The organism is Blautia sp. MSK18_10 (assembly GCF_020553185.1).
In the GTDB taxonomy this organism is placed as follows: Bacteria; Bacillota; Clostridia; order Lachnospirales; family Lachnospiraceae; genus Blautia_A; species Blautia_A wexlerae.
Genome location: NZ_JAJCGT010000053.1, coordinates 1 through 18,919, shown reverse-complemented (window position 1 = coordinate 18,919; position 18,919 = coordinate 1). Strand labels below are relative to the sequence as shown.

Here is an 18,919-nt window from a genome sequence, read left to right as displayed (position 1 = left end):
GAGTATGTCCTTCCCTGGGAATGATCCCACAGGCAAGAAGACAAGCCTTCTGCAGGGCAAAAGGATCATAAGGGTCACCTGTCGCCTGCAAAGGCTCAATCGTGTCAAACTCTCCATGAACATCCATATCCCGGCTGTCAAAAACCACCTTCTGCTCAGGAATCCTCTCCAATGTCACCTCTACCGGCTTCTCCCCGTTCAGAAGAATAGCTGCATTTAATACAGTCCCGCCCTTTTCATTACAATAGGGCGGCGTATCACTCCAGCCACCTCCCCAGTTCACACGAAGCGGCAGCCTGACTGTATGATGATCTGTAACAATCCTTGCCTGCTCATTATAAGCAAGGCTTTTGATCGTCGCTTCCAGAACTTCCGACTGAATAATGCGGAAACATTCCTGCACCTCATTCTCATCCTCAAGGATCACTCCCAGATAATAATGCAGACGCATTTTTTCACCGAAATCTGCTTTTCTCAGACGCTTCTCCAGCCATTCCTTCTGAATCTTTGTCAAAGACTGCAGCTTTCTTATACTTCCTGCCGGAACCTGATCTCTGATTGCCTTTGCAATCCCGTCCATAGTTACCAGATCTGCCATCCGCTTATTCCATGCTATGATAGCATCCGGATCCGCCTCATTAAATCCGGCGCAGAGAGACTTGTGGGAAGCTGCAGTCCATAAAGATCTGTCAAAATCTTTCCCTCCTGTGACAATCTCATAAAGTTCTAGTGCCGCATCTGTTGCCTCCCGGATCGTATCTGCCTCCTGATACAGCGCAGCAGACCACAAGGTATGTGCCTGTCCGTTCTCCTCCCAGAATCTCACTCCAAGTGTATCTTCCAGTTCATCCAGATCCCTGCCAAACAGTCGGTTCTCCTTAGGATTATCATTTACGCCAAAAATACGGACAATAAATTTTCCGTTTCTCTGCTTCAGCCCATGGAGAACAACATTATCAGGAATAACCTGATCCTGCACATCTATGTAAGAGAGCACACTGTGGCTGCCAATCCTGGAATTTCCATGCACATAAGAAACCTCCAGATAACAGTCCTTCCCAACAGATGCCCTGCTGCTCAGTACACTGTTATAGCCGGACACATCACTGCGGATACTGCTGCCCACTTTCCGGCTCCATCCCAGATAATGGTACTCATCCACACCTCCGTTCATCAACTCCAGTATCTCCCTGGTCGTTCCAAAATGAATAAACTTCGCAGGTGCCAGACGCAGAAGCTTCATCCTGTAGGGACGCAGCACCTCCCACACACGGGTTCTGGCAGCCGTCAGTTCTGGACAGAATTCACCCTCCGGCTTCTCCCTGTAAAAATCCTCCAGCGTAGAATCCGAAGCCAGAGGATAAAGAAAATCAGCGTAAAGAGAAAGACGCGTTCTCTCATTGACATTTCTGTCATAGTCCGCGTCTGTTTCAATCAGTGAATATAAAGATTTCATAATGTCAGTACTAAAGATCAGTGCCCCGGTATCAATATCCACACAACCGGATTCATTGACTGCTCCTGCTTCCCGCAGGACCTCCACAGATTTCTTCTGCAGACAGCACTTCACATTTCCGTCCGGTCCATTCAGATAAACACCATGGTTCTTGCCGGTCTCTACGTTTTCCTTAAAGGATATGGCAGCTGCACCCACATTGTTGTAGTCAATCTGAAGAGGATTAAATAAAAGCAGTACATCTCCCGACAGCAGCACCATCCCTTCACGGATCCGCGAAGGAACAGAACTCATGCATATCATGAATTCATCAAATAAAGTGGAACTACGTCCATTGGGTAATTCATGAGGCACCGGCGAAAAAAGCTTACCCAGCGCAGAATACTGAGGAACACGCTTACTGTCCCCGCCTGAATGAATCACCAGCACACGAAGGCTGTCAAAAGATCCTTCCTGTTCATGAAGATATCTCAGAACCTCCAGCGTAGCCCCGCCGGATCCGACACGCCTGCCATCACGGTCCGGGATGGCAATAAACTTCGTGCCTCTCGGCAGGAAATTCTGCCTGTCCGCAATCTGTTTACGGAAACCTTCTGCCTGCTGCTCATTGGAAGCAGTCAGGATCACGTAGTCCCAACGTGGGAAGCTACGGAGTTTTAAAGATCTGTTATAATCGTCCCAGCAGTCCTTGTAGGCCTGGGACAGGAAAAGGGAATTTAAGTTTGTCATTTGGGAGTCCTCCTTGGGTATAGATTTTTTCAATATATTGTTTCGTTCGGGCATTTTATGGAAGTTTATCGTTTGCGTCATCATTTACTGTAAGAAATGATTGGTTCAATCCCATCTTTCGTATCTTATCCAGCCAATCATAAATCATTGATTTTGAATACATTTTTTCTCCATTTTCGTCTACCTTTTTTTCCAGAGCTCTTGCAATAAATGCATATTCATTTTCCAATTTGATATTAAAGATTCCCTCCCTCTTATATATGTAGTTTTAATAATTTTTTCAGGCAAAGAGACCTAAATTGTTTCATTCCCGCTTGTAATAAGTTTCATATCCAGAAAACAATTTTCTTATTTTACTCAAAAAAACTATGTACATATTCCTTGTCGGTTGCAAGATTTAATATATTAAGATGAGTTATTATTTTTTCTAATAATTGCCCGTCCACGCATATAGGATTACTTTCTAAATCGGTTGTATTTATATTTAGAGCGTCCAGTTTTTATTGATGTACACATTCAGGAATTTTATCAATAAATTTTTCTAAATTTGATGATTCCGGTTTTGCAAAGCTTAGTTGTAAGCCTAATTTTCTGATATTCTCAATCCACTGATAAATGAACATTCGATTATAGAGATTTTTGCCATTTTCATCTTTTGCTTTTTCCAAAGCCAGTGCTATTAATGCGTATTCATTTTCCAAATAAGTTGAAAAAATCCCCTGATCATCTGTATTTATACATACAGGAATCTGAGGACATTCATTAAGTTTGGTTTCCGATCCAGTTAATCCTATATTATATAATTTGAATACCGGATGCTTATCATATCGATCAAATGTACCTATAAAAAAGTTAGACGAAGGATTAACTTCTATTCCAATTCCCAGTTTTGAAATCCAAAACTGCATTTCTCGTTGGATTTCTTTTATACATTTTATCATTTTATGGCTTATCTGAACTTCTATTGTTTTTCGTCCTTCATTTTTTACATGTGGATTATAATGATAGAGGAAATATAAATAGGCACATTCAGGATTATAACGAATCCGATAATCTCTCGGACATTCTTTATTCACAGAGAAGCGTTTCCATTCGGAGAAATCTTCTGTATCTTTAAAATATCCATTTTTATAACATTCCGGATCATCTCCGCGTAATTGCCATGCCGAATAGTATTCAGAGATTCTAAAGTTGAAATGCGTATTACTATATCCTTTAGATACACGCTCATTGCTCCTCTGAAAATATTTTCCTGCCTCTCTTATAACAGCCTCAAAAAATTCATCCGATACAGCATCTCCATAAATCAGTCTGAAATATTTATTATATTCCTGCTCAATATTTAACAGTAAATCCTCATATCCGATAAGAGAAAAACGTTTAATTCGGTAATATACCCATACAAGATTGTCCAGATAATCCTGCTGCGTAATCAATATACAATTTTTCTTTCCTTCATAATATTCATCCGGATCTTCACCCAATGCCAATGCATGACCTAATCTTGAACCACAATTAAGATTAAAAAACATAATTGCCTCTTCAATTGCTCTAAGACCATCTACCAGACTTTGAAAATCTTCGCCTACATGATATGTCATCTGAAGCTGAGGTACTGTTACTTCTTTATTGTTGTCATAATATACTTTATTTCTTTTCGCATATACTATATGATTTTTTAAATAACGATAGGTCTGAGCAAGAACTTCCGGTCTGCATCCTATTTCTCTTGAACATCCATCTATTCCCCTCAATCTTTTTGCTGTTTCAGGAAATTTTGTACGAAATAGTGCAATTGCTTTAGCCTGTTTTTGCAGGCTGCGCCTTTTTTGATAATGACGACAATAAGAATCGCTGTTTAATAGTTTCTCATTATCCTTCTCTTTTACAAAATGAAATACATAAAAATATCGTTCCATCAATTCTTTATCATTTTTCATGACTTTATCATATTTTTCAATGTATTTTTTGTTTTGTAAAGCTGTTTTTCTTGGTGTAAGACGTGTTTCAAGATGAAGTATGTTCTGATTGACAATCGTTCCTTTTAATGCCATTTTTATGTATTCTTTTTCCAGAGGTGTATCTTCAATAAAATCTTCTTTTCTGTTCTGATACTTTTCAAAATTGTCAAATCCAATATTTTCATTTGTTTGCACAAGTTCCGCTCTAACTGCACGCTTTATAACAAGGTATAGATAGAACAGGTTAAAATATTTTTGATCTTTGACGGATTTTGCATATATTCTGAGAAACATTTCATACATAAGCCATCGTTCACCAGAAAGGCTATTATTCACCTCATTTTTTCCTATTCCTTTTCTATATTCACCTGTCAATGCATAATCCAACTGTTTTTCACCTTTATTCGTTCTGAAAAAATCAATATTTTCCTGAATTTTGTTTCGGTAAAAAATAATTTCTGTTTTGTCTTTCAGTAGAAACATTACAAGATTTTCAGTTGACCATTTTCTTGTTTCAGGATCAGGATCATAATTATTCCGAACCAGATTATTGGCAATAAAGAATTCCTGTTCAGTTATTTGCGCGAATAAAAAGCAGCGTATCAACGCTGCCTTTAAATATAATGAATACAGATGTTCTTCTTCCGTTCCAATTTCATACGAAACCGAAAGTCTTTTATTGCCATATCCTTCCAGAATCTTCTCATATTTTTTGCTCCTCACATGATTCATCATATTAATCCAGGATAATGGAAATTGTGGTGCTGAACCTTTTAAATGAAAATGATTATCAGCCAGCCCCTGCCGCAATATCCAATTTAAATGCTCATTATTATTTCCAATTACTGGTTTCCACGAAAAATCCCTGTTCCTTTTTCCTTCCCTACAGTCCTGAAAAGCCAGATATGCAGTTGTAAATATATCTTCTTCCAACAAATGTGAAGTAAAACGCCATCTGAGTACATTTTCATAACGGCAAATCGGTTCACCATCTATTTCCTGCAAAACTCTGGTTGCAAATATCAAAATCGCATCAAAAACACTGAAACCTTCTTTGTCCTCATATTTTCCGATTTCAAAACCTCTCACATAATTTGCCTGATCTTCATATTCATTCTTAATATAGTCAAACAAATTATCCAATTCATCATTAGAATAATATTTTAAATAGTATCCTGCTATTTTTACAAAAGTGTCTCGATTAATATTATCATACTGAATCTCTGAGTTCACTATTAATGATGTTGGAATCTTGCTCAATACAATATTTAATACCGACCGTAAATTATCCATTTAAGCTCCTTAGTCATCAAGTCCAAATTCCTTTGGTACATAAACCTTCTGAACAGTATCAAAAAACAAACTCAAAAGATCCATATCCTCATTTAAAATCTTCTCAAACAATCCAAATTCAGAAAAATGTTCTTCATATTCTGTGCCAAATGCTTTGTCATATTTTCTGAGGTTTTCTTTGATAATCCAACAGTATCTGTATAAATGAAGCGACACATTTTCTAATGTGAGTTCCATCATAAATCTTCCTGCAAACTCTTTTTCCAATTCCTTTCCCAACCCGCATAGAAATTCCAGATTATAAAATGGCATAATCTTTCTGCTATTCTCATCTCTACATATTACTAATCTTTCAATTATTCCCTGTGCCTTTCTTGATGTAACACCACTGTCTTTCAGATTTTTCTCCATACATTCGCAAAACATTTCTGCCAGTTTACATCCTTTTAAAATGTTTAATATTGAATTTGAAAAACTAAATATTCCCTTTCGACTCCAGTTATCATTATGTTTTTCTCCTAAAGTCATGGTCTGATTCTCCTGAATAAATTCCCATGAATTAGTTTCTTCATTGATATCATTTTCCAAATTAAAAAACAATGTAATATATTGGAAATTTTTCATCATATCTATCTCACTATCTGGAATTTTCCCTGATTTATTGGCACTAACAATAAACTTCTTTACCTGAATTTCCAGTGCTTTATTTAGATTAAAAAACTCAAAACAATGAACATTGCACAACATTGATCTTTTTTCTGTTGTTCCTATTATTATGTATTCAGATCCCATCTTCTTTTCCCATTTTCCCCAGAGTCCCCATGGCGAATAATAGTCATAAAGTTCCTTGGATTTCTCTGTATCCTGCATCATTTCCATAATTTTCATAGAAAGAAATAGCATACAAACGTTTGATTTTTTTCTTTCTTCAATATTTTTCGACTGGATCAGAGATATCATTTCCAAGATACTCTGATTATTATTCCCAGCATTCAAAATACTTCCCAGCAAATCCGTCTGCTCTTTTGGTCTCATGTCTCCTAAAATGGAAAATATCCTTAAATTTTCATCTTCTTTTTTCAAAACATTAGGAAACATTTCTCCCCAAAACCATTCATACGCTTTACTTTTTCTTAACGAAATATCAATGTCCGAAAGTTCACTCATTTTCTTTATCCAGGTGGAAAGTTCACGTAATGTATTTGGCGTAAAATATTTAATCAATTCACCATTCTTATATAATTCAATTCCCAGCTTATCTCTGCAATCTCTCTGAACTATTTTTTTAATTGTTCCTTCTCCGTATGGTTCTCCTTCATCATCCTTGTAATATACCTCTATTTCTTCTCTGTCCAGAAGTTTCCATTCACTTCCTGAAGACATAATAATTCTTCTATCTGATGGAATTATTTTCTCCAGGTATTCTCTGGTCAGCCTTTTTATGTGTTTATCCATATTCTCGAATTTATTTATGGAAGAAAATTCTCTTGAAAAATGGTTATCACATATTTTTTCCAACTGATCATAATCAGCTGACAGGAGAACAATTATATTAGGTCCCATTAAATATTGACGAATCTGCTCTATGATTTCAAATCCATGATCTATATTCATATCTGCTTCATCTATTGAGATAACCAGAAAGTGATTTTCTATTTTCAGGTCTTCTGTATTTGGATATTTCATGATTTCCAAATATTCTTGCACCAATTCCTGAAATGATTCTTTTAAATTCCAGGAAAGAGATAATTTCTCCAAAGTTTCCAGAAATGTATCATCTTCATCTTCTATAACATCTTTTGAACTTCTCAGATTCTTCAAATTTGTATATACTCTGTCAAATGCCAGTGAAATATTTCTTTTTCTATATGAGTAATCATTCGTTTGTATAATTCCCATTCTCCGGCCTTCATAACTATGGTTTTCTTCTTCTTTCCATTTTTTCAGCATTTTTGACAGTATACATCCAAGAATATCCTCTTTTTTGTCCATAACAGAAGCATCTATATATTCTAACCCTGTAAACATCAAATGATCTTTCGAAGATAATTTATTTTCACCTTTATCACTTTTTCTGTAAAAATCTTTAAGATATTCCATATAGGAAAGCATCGTTGAAGTTTTACCAGAGCCTTTTGCACCTGTAAAAAACAATATATTATATATCTGTTCTGAGTTTCTCAGTTTGTTTCCTGTAGTACCTTTGTTTTTTAATTCCCGGAATTTTTTATTTTCTCTCAGTATTTTTTTCGTTATCGCATAAGCCTTTTCATATGCATCTGCTGATACGGAATTTTCAAATTCACTTTCTTCCTCATATTTTATGGCAGACAGATCATCAATAAGCAACTTGTATTTTTTCTCTTGCATAACCATTTCTCCTTCGAATTTTTATTTTAGATAATATAAATCTATTCTTTCCTGTACATGCTCCATAATGTTTTCCAGAAAATCGTGCTCTCTCTCTTTTTCAGTTTTCTCTGTATCTGACATTTTTCCCATACAATGTATCATTTTTTCCAAGTGAGAATATTCAACCTTTTTCTCTTTCAATTCATTAATCAGCTCATCTAATTCATTCCCCTTATATGCTACTTTTTGTCTAAATATGTCTCTTATTTTTATCATTATTTTTTCATAATACTCAAAATCATAAGTTGTTGTACTATTATATAAATGTTTTCCTGTTTTGTTTTTAAGTTGTTCAAAAATACTTTCATAAATAATTATTGCCTTTTTCCATTCTCCTCTCTTTTCATAATAACTACCAATCTTATATCTTGCTCTGTAATGCGTTTTTGCTTCATCTGCTAATTCATAATACTTAATTGCCTTTTCTATGTCTCCATATTTCTTCTCATAAACTTTACCCAATTTATATAGTATCTCCGGATTCCTTTCATTCTCCAGTATTTCTTTGTAGTACAAAACTGCCATTTTATTTTTCAACGGACTGAGATCAGCTATTAATGCACATAATTCGCACAGAGCTGGCTGCCACCCATATTCTAGCGATAACTTATTTACATCTTTAAAAAGATCTTCTACCTTTTCTTTTCTTTCCTCCGGATTTCTGTTCTCGATAGCTGTTTCTAAATACTTGCAGTATAAATACATAAATTTGTAATTCCATGAGTTGCTCTTTTTTACCTTTACTTTTTTTTCCAGTTTATCTAAATAGTTTTTTAAATCACCAATAGATGTTTTGCTGTTATTCAATATCCATGTATCCCATTCCGTTAATCCTTCATATGCCAGTTCGAAATATAGCCAGGTTGACAGCCACAAACTGTTACCTATATATGTTTCAAGAAGATTACTATAGTTTTCTTTTTTCTTAAAAGTAATTTTGTCCAATGCATTTATAAATGTATCTTTTTTTTTCCAGTCATATGGCAAAATATCTTTTCTGCTTTTGTACAACGCATTGCTTCCGCAATTTTTTATATTCGTAAAATAAAATACATTGTCTTTAATTTTGCTATCCTTTATTACAGGAAGATTTTGTTTAGATAAAAAATATAAATGTAAACATTCTGTTTTTATTGCTTCCAGATTATGCTTTTTCGTATTTTCAATTTCGTTTCCTATTACCCATACTCCACTCATTAAAAAAAATTGTTTCCAGAAAGAATAAGTTACAGTTTCATTATTATCATATGTTATATAAATTTTATTTGTCATCCCACTGTTATCCTTTCCTTTTCTTCTTCTCTTTTCAACTCCTTTTCTTTTCTTTCGTTATTGCTTCGCAAAGATCTTTTAAAAATATTTCCGTTGCTTTTTTCTTATCTGCTTCATCACCGGAAATACTTACAATATGATTATTTCTAAAAACTTCTTCCTGTACATAATTTGGTGTTGCAGTATAAATATATGAAGGATTCTCAAGCTTAGTATTTTCCCATCGCTTTCTTGAAAGATATAATAACTGCTTAATATTAATATCTGCCAAACTATATCCCAGAAACAAAACCGTATATTTTAACAGATCTGCCTGCAGTTGAATATCCATAAAAGACTGATAATCCATTCTTTTAAAATATTGGCTTTCTGTCAATACTATACTTTCCATATCCTCAGTATCTCCATGAAATTTCATAATCCTTGGATAATTATGTTCATCGCTGTTAAAGTGATTTAACTTTACAATCTTATGTAGTTTCCTTTTTTTTAATTTATAATACTCTTCCAGCATATGATCGTAATTAGTTGTATAAATTACCGGACAGTCCAGTTCCATAATATATTTATAAATCATGGACTCCTCCAGATGCTTTTTCAAATCAGGATTCTTGTTTATATCCCATTTATTTTTAAATATATCTTGTAGTTTACCGCCTTTTCCATCACTATATTCAGCCAAAAGCATATTATCGCCATATTCTGAAAAAACATCAGGATCATAATCATCTGCCTGACCAAGTTCTCCTATTAAAGAATTCCAGGATGGCAGCCCTATTGACGCAGATATTCCGGCTCCAATAAATAGCATTACTTTTTTCTGATTGATCAATCTCGCCAAATCTTTTATATTATTCTGATAACTTTCCAAATCAGGAGAAAGTATTTCTTCTTTTTCTAATTGTTTCGTTAATTCTTCCCATGCTTTTCTACGCATTGAACGTTCATTTTTATCAAGTCTGGCATAAATCTCATCCTTATCATTATTTTCAGAAGGTTTAAAAATACTATCCCATGCATACGCTCCTTCTAATTCATCTGCCTTCTCTGTAATTCTTCCATTTTCCATTCCTTCAGCAAAAATCAACTTCTTTCCCGTACAACAGCAAAGTTTAGTAATTGCTTTTGCTTTCCATTTTTTTTTATAATTGCAGGAATCAACTATTTCTTTATTTCCAAGTTTTTCAAAAAAATAGTTCGTCTGAAGTCCCGGTAAGTTATTAAATGCTTCAACCTCTAATATCGTATGATCCACGATCACAGGACGTTTAATTTTCTTAAAAGCTGCTAATGCCTTATGTCTAAGTAATTCTTCTACTTTATCAGTCTGCAATTCTTTTATAGAATATTGATACCATCTGATATCATATGAAGTACCCTCTGCCATTTGCTTCAATTCTTCATATTTATTTTTACTATTGGATACAAAATATAATAATCGTTTCAAATCTGTTTCCTCCCTCACCAGCTTACTAATATCTATATTTTTGTAATAAAAAAAGCGTATATATGTCTATTCTACTTAAAATATAGAATATATTTCAAACATATAACCGCTTCTTCCTTTCAATATGCCATAGAGCAATTAAAAGATTTTTTCTTTTGTATGAATTTCTTATAAAACGTTTAAATAGTTATTTGAAATTAAAGTACATGATCATTTTTTTCAAAAATTGTTACCGTCCTTTTATTTTACCATATTAAGTAATTTTTTCAATGGCTTTGTTTTAGTTTACAAAAATTAGTACTTAAATATGTTTCTGATCTTCTGGAAATCATTAAAAGAAATATTTCAATCCACTCCTACTATTTTTTCTATCTGTTGCAAAATTTGCCCTATTTCATTTAATAATGTATTTCTTGGACGTATTTCTCTTACAAAGCTGCTATCCACTCCGTATTGACGTATTTTATCAATCCATTCAATAACCCGTTCTCTTGAATATCCCTTAGAAAGTAAAGCATGATACATATATCCCAGTTCATTTTCACAATTTGTACTGAAGATTAAAGGATCATCTGAATTAATCGTAACCATTACTTCATGTGCATGTTCATTAACCAGTCCATGATTATTCAGATTCATAATATGATGCATAAATAGTTCACGATTTTCTCCAATTGCTGTATTGGAGGTGGGATTAACTTCAACAAAAATACCTTTTTGCGCTACAATTCTTAATAATTCCTCCTGTATTTTTAAGTAAAGAGAGAGATTTTCTCTTTCAACATGTACCATAATCGGCTGCTGCATTCTCCTGTAATATACAGGACAAAAATATGCACAAACCAATTTTTCAGTCGTCCATCTATGTTCTTCATTGCTCCTTCCTTTATAATATTTACAAAAGTGTTCTCCATCTTCTTCCAGCATATCTCTCTGACAATACTGTTTCATCATTTCAAACGATTTTTCATGCAATAAATGAAATTTTTCCAGATATGCTTCATAGAGTATATCTGGTGTTAAATTTGTATCATTGCCATATATTTCCGATGCTAAAATCTGAATTTTTTCTTTTAACTGCTCTGCAAAAATATTTACATTTAATTCTCCGGATATACTTGTTCCCCATAACCATACAAGATTTTCCAGCCATTCTTCTATCGGAATAACAATTGTTTCATGCCGGTCAACCCATCTTTCAATATCTTCACCAAGAGCAATTCCATGACCAATACGATCTCCGGCTTTAAATCCCATAAAAGAAATAGTTTCGTATATATGACGGAAACCGGATAAAATATGTCGGAATTCTTCTCCTACATGATAAGTTAATCCAATATTATTAATTCTGGAATATCTATTTTTTTCCTGCCGGATGGGTTTTGTAATAATCTGTCTGCGAATCGCAAGATAAACAGGTGCAAAAATCCAAGGTTCTGCTTTATTTTCAACAGATGCTGTATCAATTCCTACAACATATTTATCAAGAAAATCAATCTCACCTCTTAATTCTTCTAAAGCAACCGCGCTGTCTTTCATTCGTTTTTGTTTTAAAGTGATATGATCCATATTCCAACTTTTTGTTCCTGTTTCACTATATTGCAGCCAGCACATATCACCAATTCTGTTATCTACAGAATCCGTTTTAAAAAAACTGAATATGATTCCCAGATTAGGGACCTGTTCTTCCTGATACTCTTCCAGAATCTTTTTATACTCTTTCAAAACCAGATAAATCTCACGCAGTATTTTTCGCTTTAGTTCCTGCTTATTATATTCTGTTTTTACTTTTACACCTAATTCAGGTATGCCAACTCTTATTTCATATTTTTTCAGAAATACATTCTGGTGAATGGAATGCAGTAAAATTTTACAGATTTCATGTTTTTCCAGACGTATTGCCCGTTCGTTACGCCGCATTGTACTATAATGCATTTGAAAGTACTCCAACCCATAAATTGGAACACTCTGTAAAATATCTTTAAAAACAAAATTCTTACTGCGAAGATATTGCATGAACAAACGTAACTCAAAAACATATTCTGCATTTATTTTTTTGTCTCTAAAATATTTTGCACTTTTAAACAAAAAAATCATTTCTTCATATGTATGCAGACTTTTGTATCTTGCATATAATGTTCCCATTAAAAAATTATGGTCCTGAAGTTCTACGTTTTTCCATCGTCTATATAATTCACTATAAGAAGTTTCCGTATATTCCGAATTTAAACTTGTATCTCCTCTCGCCAATTCATCAAATAACCCGCTGATTTCCAACACTTTAGAAAAATTACCGTTTAGAAATTCTCTTAAACACCGATATCCTTCCTGATGTTCCAGATATTCTGCAAATATAGTACGAAAAGCAATTATATGAAACGGAATATTAAGCGAATTTACTTCCTGCCATCTGAAAAGATTCATGTATTCCTGCCAGATATACTGATACTGCATCCCTGCATTAAAATGTAGATGTGTTTCAGCAATTCCTCTTCTTAACAATGTTTCCAGAATATTATCGCCTAAGAAAATCATGCCATTCTGCCTGTACAGGTAATACTCCTCATCCAATTCATTCTCTGTCAGGAAGACTGCAATGAGAATATCAAGCGGCATCATACGGGATAACAGATTCCAGATTTCTATTTTGTTATATACATCCTGTCCTGAAAAAATATCTTTTTCTCCCGTACTGTCTTTCTTATTTGTCCACATACGGATAGCAATCCTTCCATCTCTGAATGTTAACAATGATCTGGCAATACGGGATAAATTTTTCAAATATAACACAGATATCAGATATTCTCTGTTATCAATCTCTCTAAAAAACCCGAAAAGTTTATTGCATTCCTGTTCTTTAAAAAATAAATTGAGCATCAAAATATAATCATCAATTTGTGTAACATATAACTGCTTACCAACAAATCTTTTCACTTCATTTTCTGCATCATGATAGTGCTTTTTTAATTGTTCAGCTTTCTTCCAGCCTAGATTATTTCTATTGGATACTTCATAAAATGCCTCTCGGACAGATGCGATGCAATCCTGATTTCTATGATAAAAATCAGGATTGCAATAGGGAAGTGTCAAAACGTCCAAAATCTGGTACATTCGTCTTTTATCCATGTTTTTCCCTCTTTTATACTAAAAAATTTATATATCCATCAGCTGCATTTTTAATAACGTCATGAAGACCCTGAATAAATAATGAATTTTTCTCATTGTCTTTATCTGTATATACTTCCTGTAATGTTTCGTATAATTTATGATACGCTAGCCTTTTATCCTCAAACTGTCCAAGTGAAGCTTCCTTTTGTGTATTCGAAGATGATATCGAATTTTCCCATAATTTTATTTTTACAATCTGTTTTAATGTATCTTTATAAATCTTCTGCATTTCTATTATTTTTTTAGTATATTGACCATACGAATCAGGGATAAGTTTTAAGTACATTTTCATTTTTGTCATTTCATATGATATCAATCTCCAATCGTTTTCCGATGATATATTGCTATAATGTGATAAGAATTGTTCATTTTCCTTTTTAAAGTCTAAATTTGATATATTTTTTTCTATATAAATGAATAAATCATCTACATATCTCCTGCTAATAAAATTTTTTTCCACTTTCTGTCCTGTCATATACCTTGTATGTCCAATAGAATTTTCTATTTGTAAAATACGTCTTTCGATATCATAATTAAACATTATACTTTTAATTCTGTTTATACATTCATCAAATTTTTCCCTGTTACTTATCCAATATGTGTCCACTTTACTATATAAATCACATAATCTATTTCTCAAATCAACCAGATTTTTATACTCACATATCTCTGTTTCTACCTGCTCACTTTCTTTTTCACAAATTGCTTTTGACAAAATCAGCTGCAAATCTGATAAAAAATCTGCTATTTCTTCCGTATAAATATGTATTCCATATAATCTCTTTACATTTTGATTATAAAAATCTTTATCAATAGAAAATACACCTTTATATGCAAACCAAATCATAGGAATCACTGTACTAAACCATTTCGGACTATTCCAGTAATATTCCTCTAAAGTTTCAGCTTTCACCTCTTTTTCCAATGTATTAATTCCGTATAAATATGCCTGAACATCCGAAACTCTGTAACGATTAAATGGAACTATTCTATAATAATTTTCGATTATATTGCCATACGTATATAAAAATTCAGACAAGTTATTAGAATAGACTTTACTCTCCCTTTTTATCAATGATTCCATCTCACCACTTGGTACTACAAGTTTATCCATCAATGTCACAAGATACCTATGACCATGAATTCTATTTCTTTGTCCATATATTTCCATTTTCTGCAGTAGAGGTGTCATTAATAATAAAATATTCTCAATAAAAAATAAGAGCATAAACAGCGAAAGATATCTACTGATAATATTTCTGGCTTTCACCTTATCTTCATTCGCATATTGAATCTCCTCATCAAATAACTGTAAAACATATGCATACGAAATATATATATCAAGGGTTTCTTCCCTGGAAATAATCAGATTTCTAGCCATTTGCATGATTTCATAATTGTTCCCCCAATATATTCCTCTTGTCTGCATTATATCAACAACAAATTCTCTCACATATTCCTTCAATCTTTCTTTTTTATATAACGAATTTGATGTTCTTGCCCCTTTTTTATCCGTTTTTCCCATGGCTGATAACTTTTTTAGAAACTGCTGAATTACCAGACTTCCATCTGTAATCTGACGTGATGTTGTTCCCAAAAACATTAAATATATGGAAATGAAATTATTGTCATCACCATCATTATAATATAAAAAATTTTTCTCCTTATTTTCTACGTTGTCACTAACTTCTATAATAAATTTGTCAATAATCTCTTTCAAAAATTCTTCTAAACTTTGATCTGCTTTTCCAGATGTATCCTCTCCATCCAGACAAAACATCCGCTTCTGTGCGCAATCTTCAAATGTCTTTAATGGATATCTACTTGATACAGGCATAATTTTTCTCATATATAAGCTTGCTGTTTCCTGAATTTTATCATTATATTTCCCAACTTTCGGCACTCGCTCAAAAGAATTTTCAAATAGATTATAATTTACAGGGTCATCCGAATCCATATATTTTAATACACCCTTCATTTTGTGCGTCATAGAGTTCAATATCACATCATAAAACAATTCTTCATCTGCTGTCATAAATATAATCAGATTAGGATGTGACAAATATTTTATAATTGTAGAACATATTTCCAAAGCTTTTTCCGGGTTTAAATCTACATCATCAAAAATCAGATAAATTAATGGCTCCTTCTGATCATCTTTTTCCTTTCGATGTTTTACTATTTTTACAGCCTCCACCAACTGCATCCAGAACTCTGCCATTTTTTTTGATAATTCATATCCACTTTGGTTTCTTCGTTCATTTATTTTTATTTCTTCCGAAAAAGAAGTTCCTCCATCCTTTGTCTGTCTTGAATAACAAAGTTCTTTTACCTCATCATAGAGATCTGCCAAAGATACTTTTTGCCTTTTACACTCATGAAAGAAATTATCTCTATTTTTCTCCTGTACTTCCAGTGCATCACTTAATTTCTTCACAAGTTCCTCCAGTGACGCAAGAATCCATCCCAATGTCTCTCCATGTTCCGGAATCACTTCCGGCATCACAATTGGTAAAACTATATTATTTACGCTGTCCTCTTCAAGATATTCACGCAACGTAAAAATCGCAGAAGTTTTTCCACTTCCGCGACCTCCTAATATAGTATAAACATTCTCATACATTAAGTTATACTGTTTATTAATGCATTCTTCTCTTTTTATCTGCTTCTTTCCAAGCCACTTCCGGTATGAGTCTATACGATCAAGCAAATCATTCCAACCTGGAAAAATATTTTCTAATTGCCTTTCACTTAGTAGTTTAAAATTCACTGACTGCCTGTATGTTACTTTCTTCTCCTTTTTCCTCATTCGTATTCTCCTTCATTCTTCCAATTCGAACATACTCTATTTCCATAGTTCTGGCCATTACATATCCATCTTCTTTTATCGCTATTTTATCCCAATATTTTTCTAGCGCCTCCTTTCTCCTCATTCTTCGTATTACTTCTGAAATCTCCTTAGCATGACTCGACGCCATTACCATATTTCTTTCCTCCTTAACTCCTGTCTCATTGAATCCGTTTCTTATAAATTCCTATTCTTTCCGTTCTTATTTTAGAACATATTGTATTTTAGATATTACTATTTTTTATATGAATTTTCAAGATTCTAATTTTGAAAAAGCTGTGAATTATCAAAATTCATAGCAAATTCTTGTTTATCTGCGATGCAAGATTCCCACCACCATGTCTGCTGTCACTTCCTGACGAAGCCATTGTAAACATATATCTTGGATCCCCTTTATATGTAAGTTTATAATGACCTCCATCCTTCGTAATAACAAAACCAAACTGTTTTAGATTCCTTTTCAGGCTCTCGTCAACTTTTGTATATCCCTTTAATATATGTTTGATTTCTTCCCTTTTGGCACTTAATGTACCTGTAGGCTCATTATATTCCAGAATATCTTGCAGTATATGCTCTTTCCGGGTTTTCTTTTTTATATTTCCCAAATAGCTGTTAAGAACTTCTAAAACCTGATCTCTGATTTCTCCATCATATAGTTCGTTTTCTATGCCATAATATAATAGTGGAACTTCTGTAATTCGCTCATACTTGGCTCTGAGTCCCTGATTTTCCACCTGTAATGCTACAATTCGATTATTCAGATCCTCAATTGTGCGTTCTTTTTCTTTAATAGTGTTTTCATTTTCTTTGAGTTCCGTCGCAAAATTTTTATAGACTTCAGATACTTCACTTTCTGCCTCTGCTTTCTTTTCTGTAGCACTCGCATATTTGAGTTTTAGTAATTCATTCTGAACACCCTCCCAGGTCAGCATCCTGTCGCGAGCCTGCTGATTTACATATCGGGAAACAATATTTACAATCCAATCTATTAAAACTTTTTCCCGTCCCTTATATTTATTTGCAATAATTATCTTATATGCAGCTGAACTGCCTGAATAATAAATTCCAATACTTCCATGATGTGAGTTCATTCCATTACAGCTTTCTTTGAGAAGTTTTGACACTTCTGTATCATCTTCAACAAATACATGTGCAACTCCCCTCAGATTATACGCTAACTCCTGAACCCTAAACGGATACATTCCCCATGATTTTGTTACATATATCACAGGCATAGAACAGACTATCTTTCTACATATAATATCTTCTATAATCTTGTAATTATTTTTGGTAATTGAGATTGGCCTGTCACTTATCTGTATCCCATTATCTGTAGCAATATAATTTCTATTAAGTAACATATTAACAAGAATCGGCGGCTTAAACTTCGGAACAAATCCTGTTGTTTTATCTGTTGTTTCCCTGTCTAACTTGATAGAGAAAATATGCTTATTGAAATTAACCACAATATCTGTATTCCAAATAATATTATTTTCATCAAACTGATGAAATCTAATAGCAATCGTATTATATCTACGAATTTCTTCAATTGCTAATGATAAATTTTCCTGCTCAAATTTTACATTTCTTTTCTGCCCATCCCAATCTAAATTAGTAATTTTGTTATGAGGGCTTCCCTGATTCCATTCAATTACCAATTTAATCAGTATATCCTGCGTCAATGTCTCCTTTACAGGAAAAATCGCTGAGTATATTTGCATAAATAGAAACCTTCCTTCTTTTGTAATTTGTACATTTTCTGTATTTATCAAAATTAAGTCTTCCACTTTAAGTCTCTAAAATGTAAAAAAGCAGACAAAATACCATTCCACTATGTTTCAAGTGAATAACTAAAGTATTATGTCCGCTTCTCTTCTTAAACGCGACAAAGCGACGATTTAAGGTATCCGCTTTTATTCCTGTATTACATTATACCTATTTTTTAACAATTTTCAACATAATTCATGTAAAATCAACATTTCTACATAAATCTACATAAATAAGTTGAAATCCATTTTATAGCAATCCTCTAAAATAATGCATCTTAATCCAGTCCAAGACTCTTTACCTTTTCTTTTTATCGCAACATATGCCGCTAACACGCCAATCCATCCACCCACTGTATTTCCAAATACATCATCAAGTTCTGCAATACCAAGTCCTGTAATATACTGCGTCATTTCAATTGCTACAGACATAATAAACGGTATCAACAACACCCATTTTTTCTGATATACCTTACACAAACCTGTCCCCAATGGAACAAAAAGCCAGATATCTATCATTTATGATTATCCTGAAATAAAAATCTGTCAGTCATCACAGATTTTTAT

11 protein-coding genes are annotated in these 18,919 nt (G+C 33.3%); all 11 read right to left on the bottom strand.

The window, feature by feature from the left end; all coding sequences use genetic code 11:
- Positions 1–2,185: fucose pyrophosphorylase domain-containing protein (locus LI074_RS15285; protein WP_173698366.1), on the bottom strand; the 2,185-nt coding region annotated here is incomplete at its 3' end.
- A 55-nt stretch (positions 2,186–2,240) separates the two neighbouring features.
- Complete coding sequence (locus tag LI074_RS15280; protein WP_173698365.1) at positions 2,241–2,414, bottom strand: hypothetical protein; 174 nt, start codon at positions 2,412–2,414, stop codon at positions 2,241–2,243.
- A gap of 271 nt (positions 2,415–2,685) precedes the next feature.
- Positions 2,686–5,439, bottom strand: coding sequence for a hypothetical protein (locus tag LI074_RS15275; protein WP_173698364.1), 2,754 nt, complete (start codon positions 5,437–5,439; stop codon positions 2,686–2,688).
- 9 nt (positions 5,440–5,448) lie between these two features.
- Positions 5,449–7,809 carry a hypothetical protein gene (locus LI074_RS15270; RefSeq protein ID WP_173698363.1) on the bottom strand — a complete coding sequence of 787 codons (2,361 nt, stop codon included), beginning with the start codon at positions 7,807–7,809 and terminating at the stop codon, positions 5,449–5,451.
- A gap of 21 nt (positions 7,810–7,830) precedes the next feature.
- Positions 7,831–9,123 (bottom strand): tetratricopeptide repeat protein, encoded by a 1,293-nt coding sequence (locus LI074_RS15265; protein ID WP_173698362.1) that lies wholly within the window; start codon positions 9,121–9,123, stop codon positions 7,831–7,833.
- A 34-nt stretch (positions 9,124–9,157) separates the two neighbouring features.
- Complete coding sequence (locus LI074_RS15260; protein ID WP_147419396.1) at positions 9,158–10,570, bottom strand: non-canonical purine NTP pyrophosphatase; 1,413 nt, start codon at positions 10,568–10,570, stop codon at positions 9,158–9,160.
- A gap of 345 nt (positions 10,571–10,915) precedes the next feature.
- The gene (locus LI074_RS15255) at positions 10,916–13,141 is read right to left on the bottom strand and encodes a hypothetical protein (protein ID WP_173698361.1); all 2,226 of its coding nucleotides are present in this window, start codon (positions 13,139–13,141) and stop codon (positions 10,916–10,918) included.
- A gap of 568 nt (positions 13,142–13,709) precedes the next feature.
- On the bottom strand, positions 13,710–16,547 hold the full coding sequence (locus tag LI074_RS15250; RefSeq protein WP_173698360.1) for a hypothetical protein: 2,838 nt from the start codon (positions 16,545–16,547) through the stop codon (positions 13,710–13,712).
- Positions 16,498–16,722, bottom strand: coding sequence for a hypothetical protein (locus tag LI074_RS15245; protein WP_173698359.1), 225 nt, complete (start codon positions 16,720–16,722; stop codon positions 16,498–16,500). Before LI074_RS15245 ends, LI074_RS15250 begins: the two co-directional genes overlap by 50 nt.
- Before the next feature lie 157 nt (positions 16,723–16,879).
- Positions 16,880–18,373: a hypothetical protein gene (locus tag LI074_RS15240; RefSeq protein ID WP_173698358.1), complete on the bottom strand. Its 1,494-nt coding sequence runs from the start codon at positions 18,371–18,373 to the stop codon at positions 16,880–16,882.
- Positions 18,374–18,577: 204 nt separating this feature from the next.
- Positions 18,578–18,871 (bottom strand): VanZ family protein, encoded by a 294-nt coding sequence (locus LI074_RS15235; protein WP_118521955.1) that lies wholly within the window; start codon positions 18,869–18,871, stop codon positions 18,578–18,580.
- Positions 18,872–18,919: the final 48 nt, after the last annotated feature.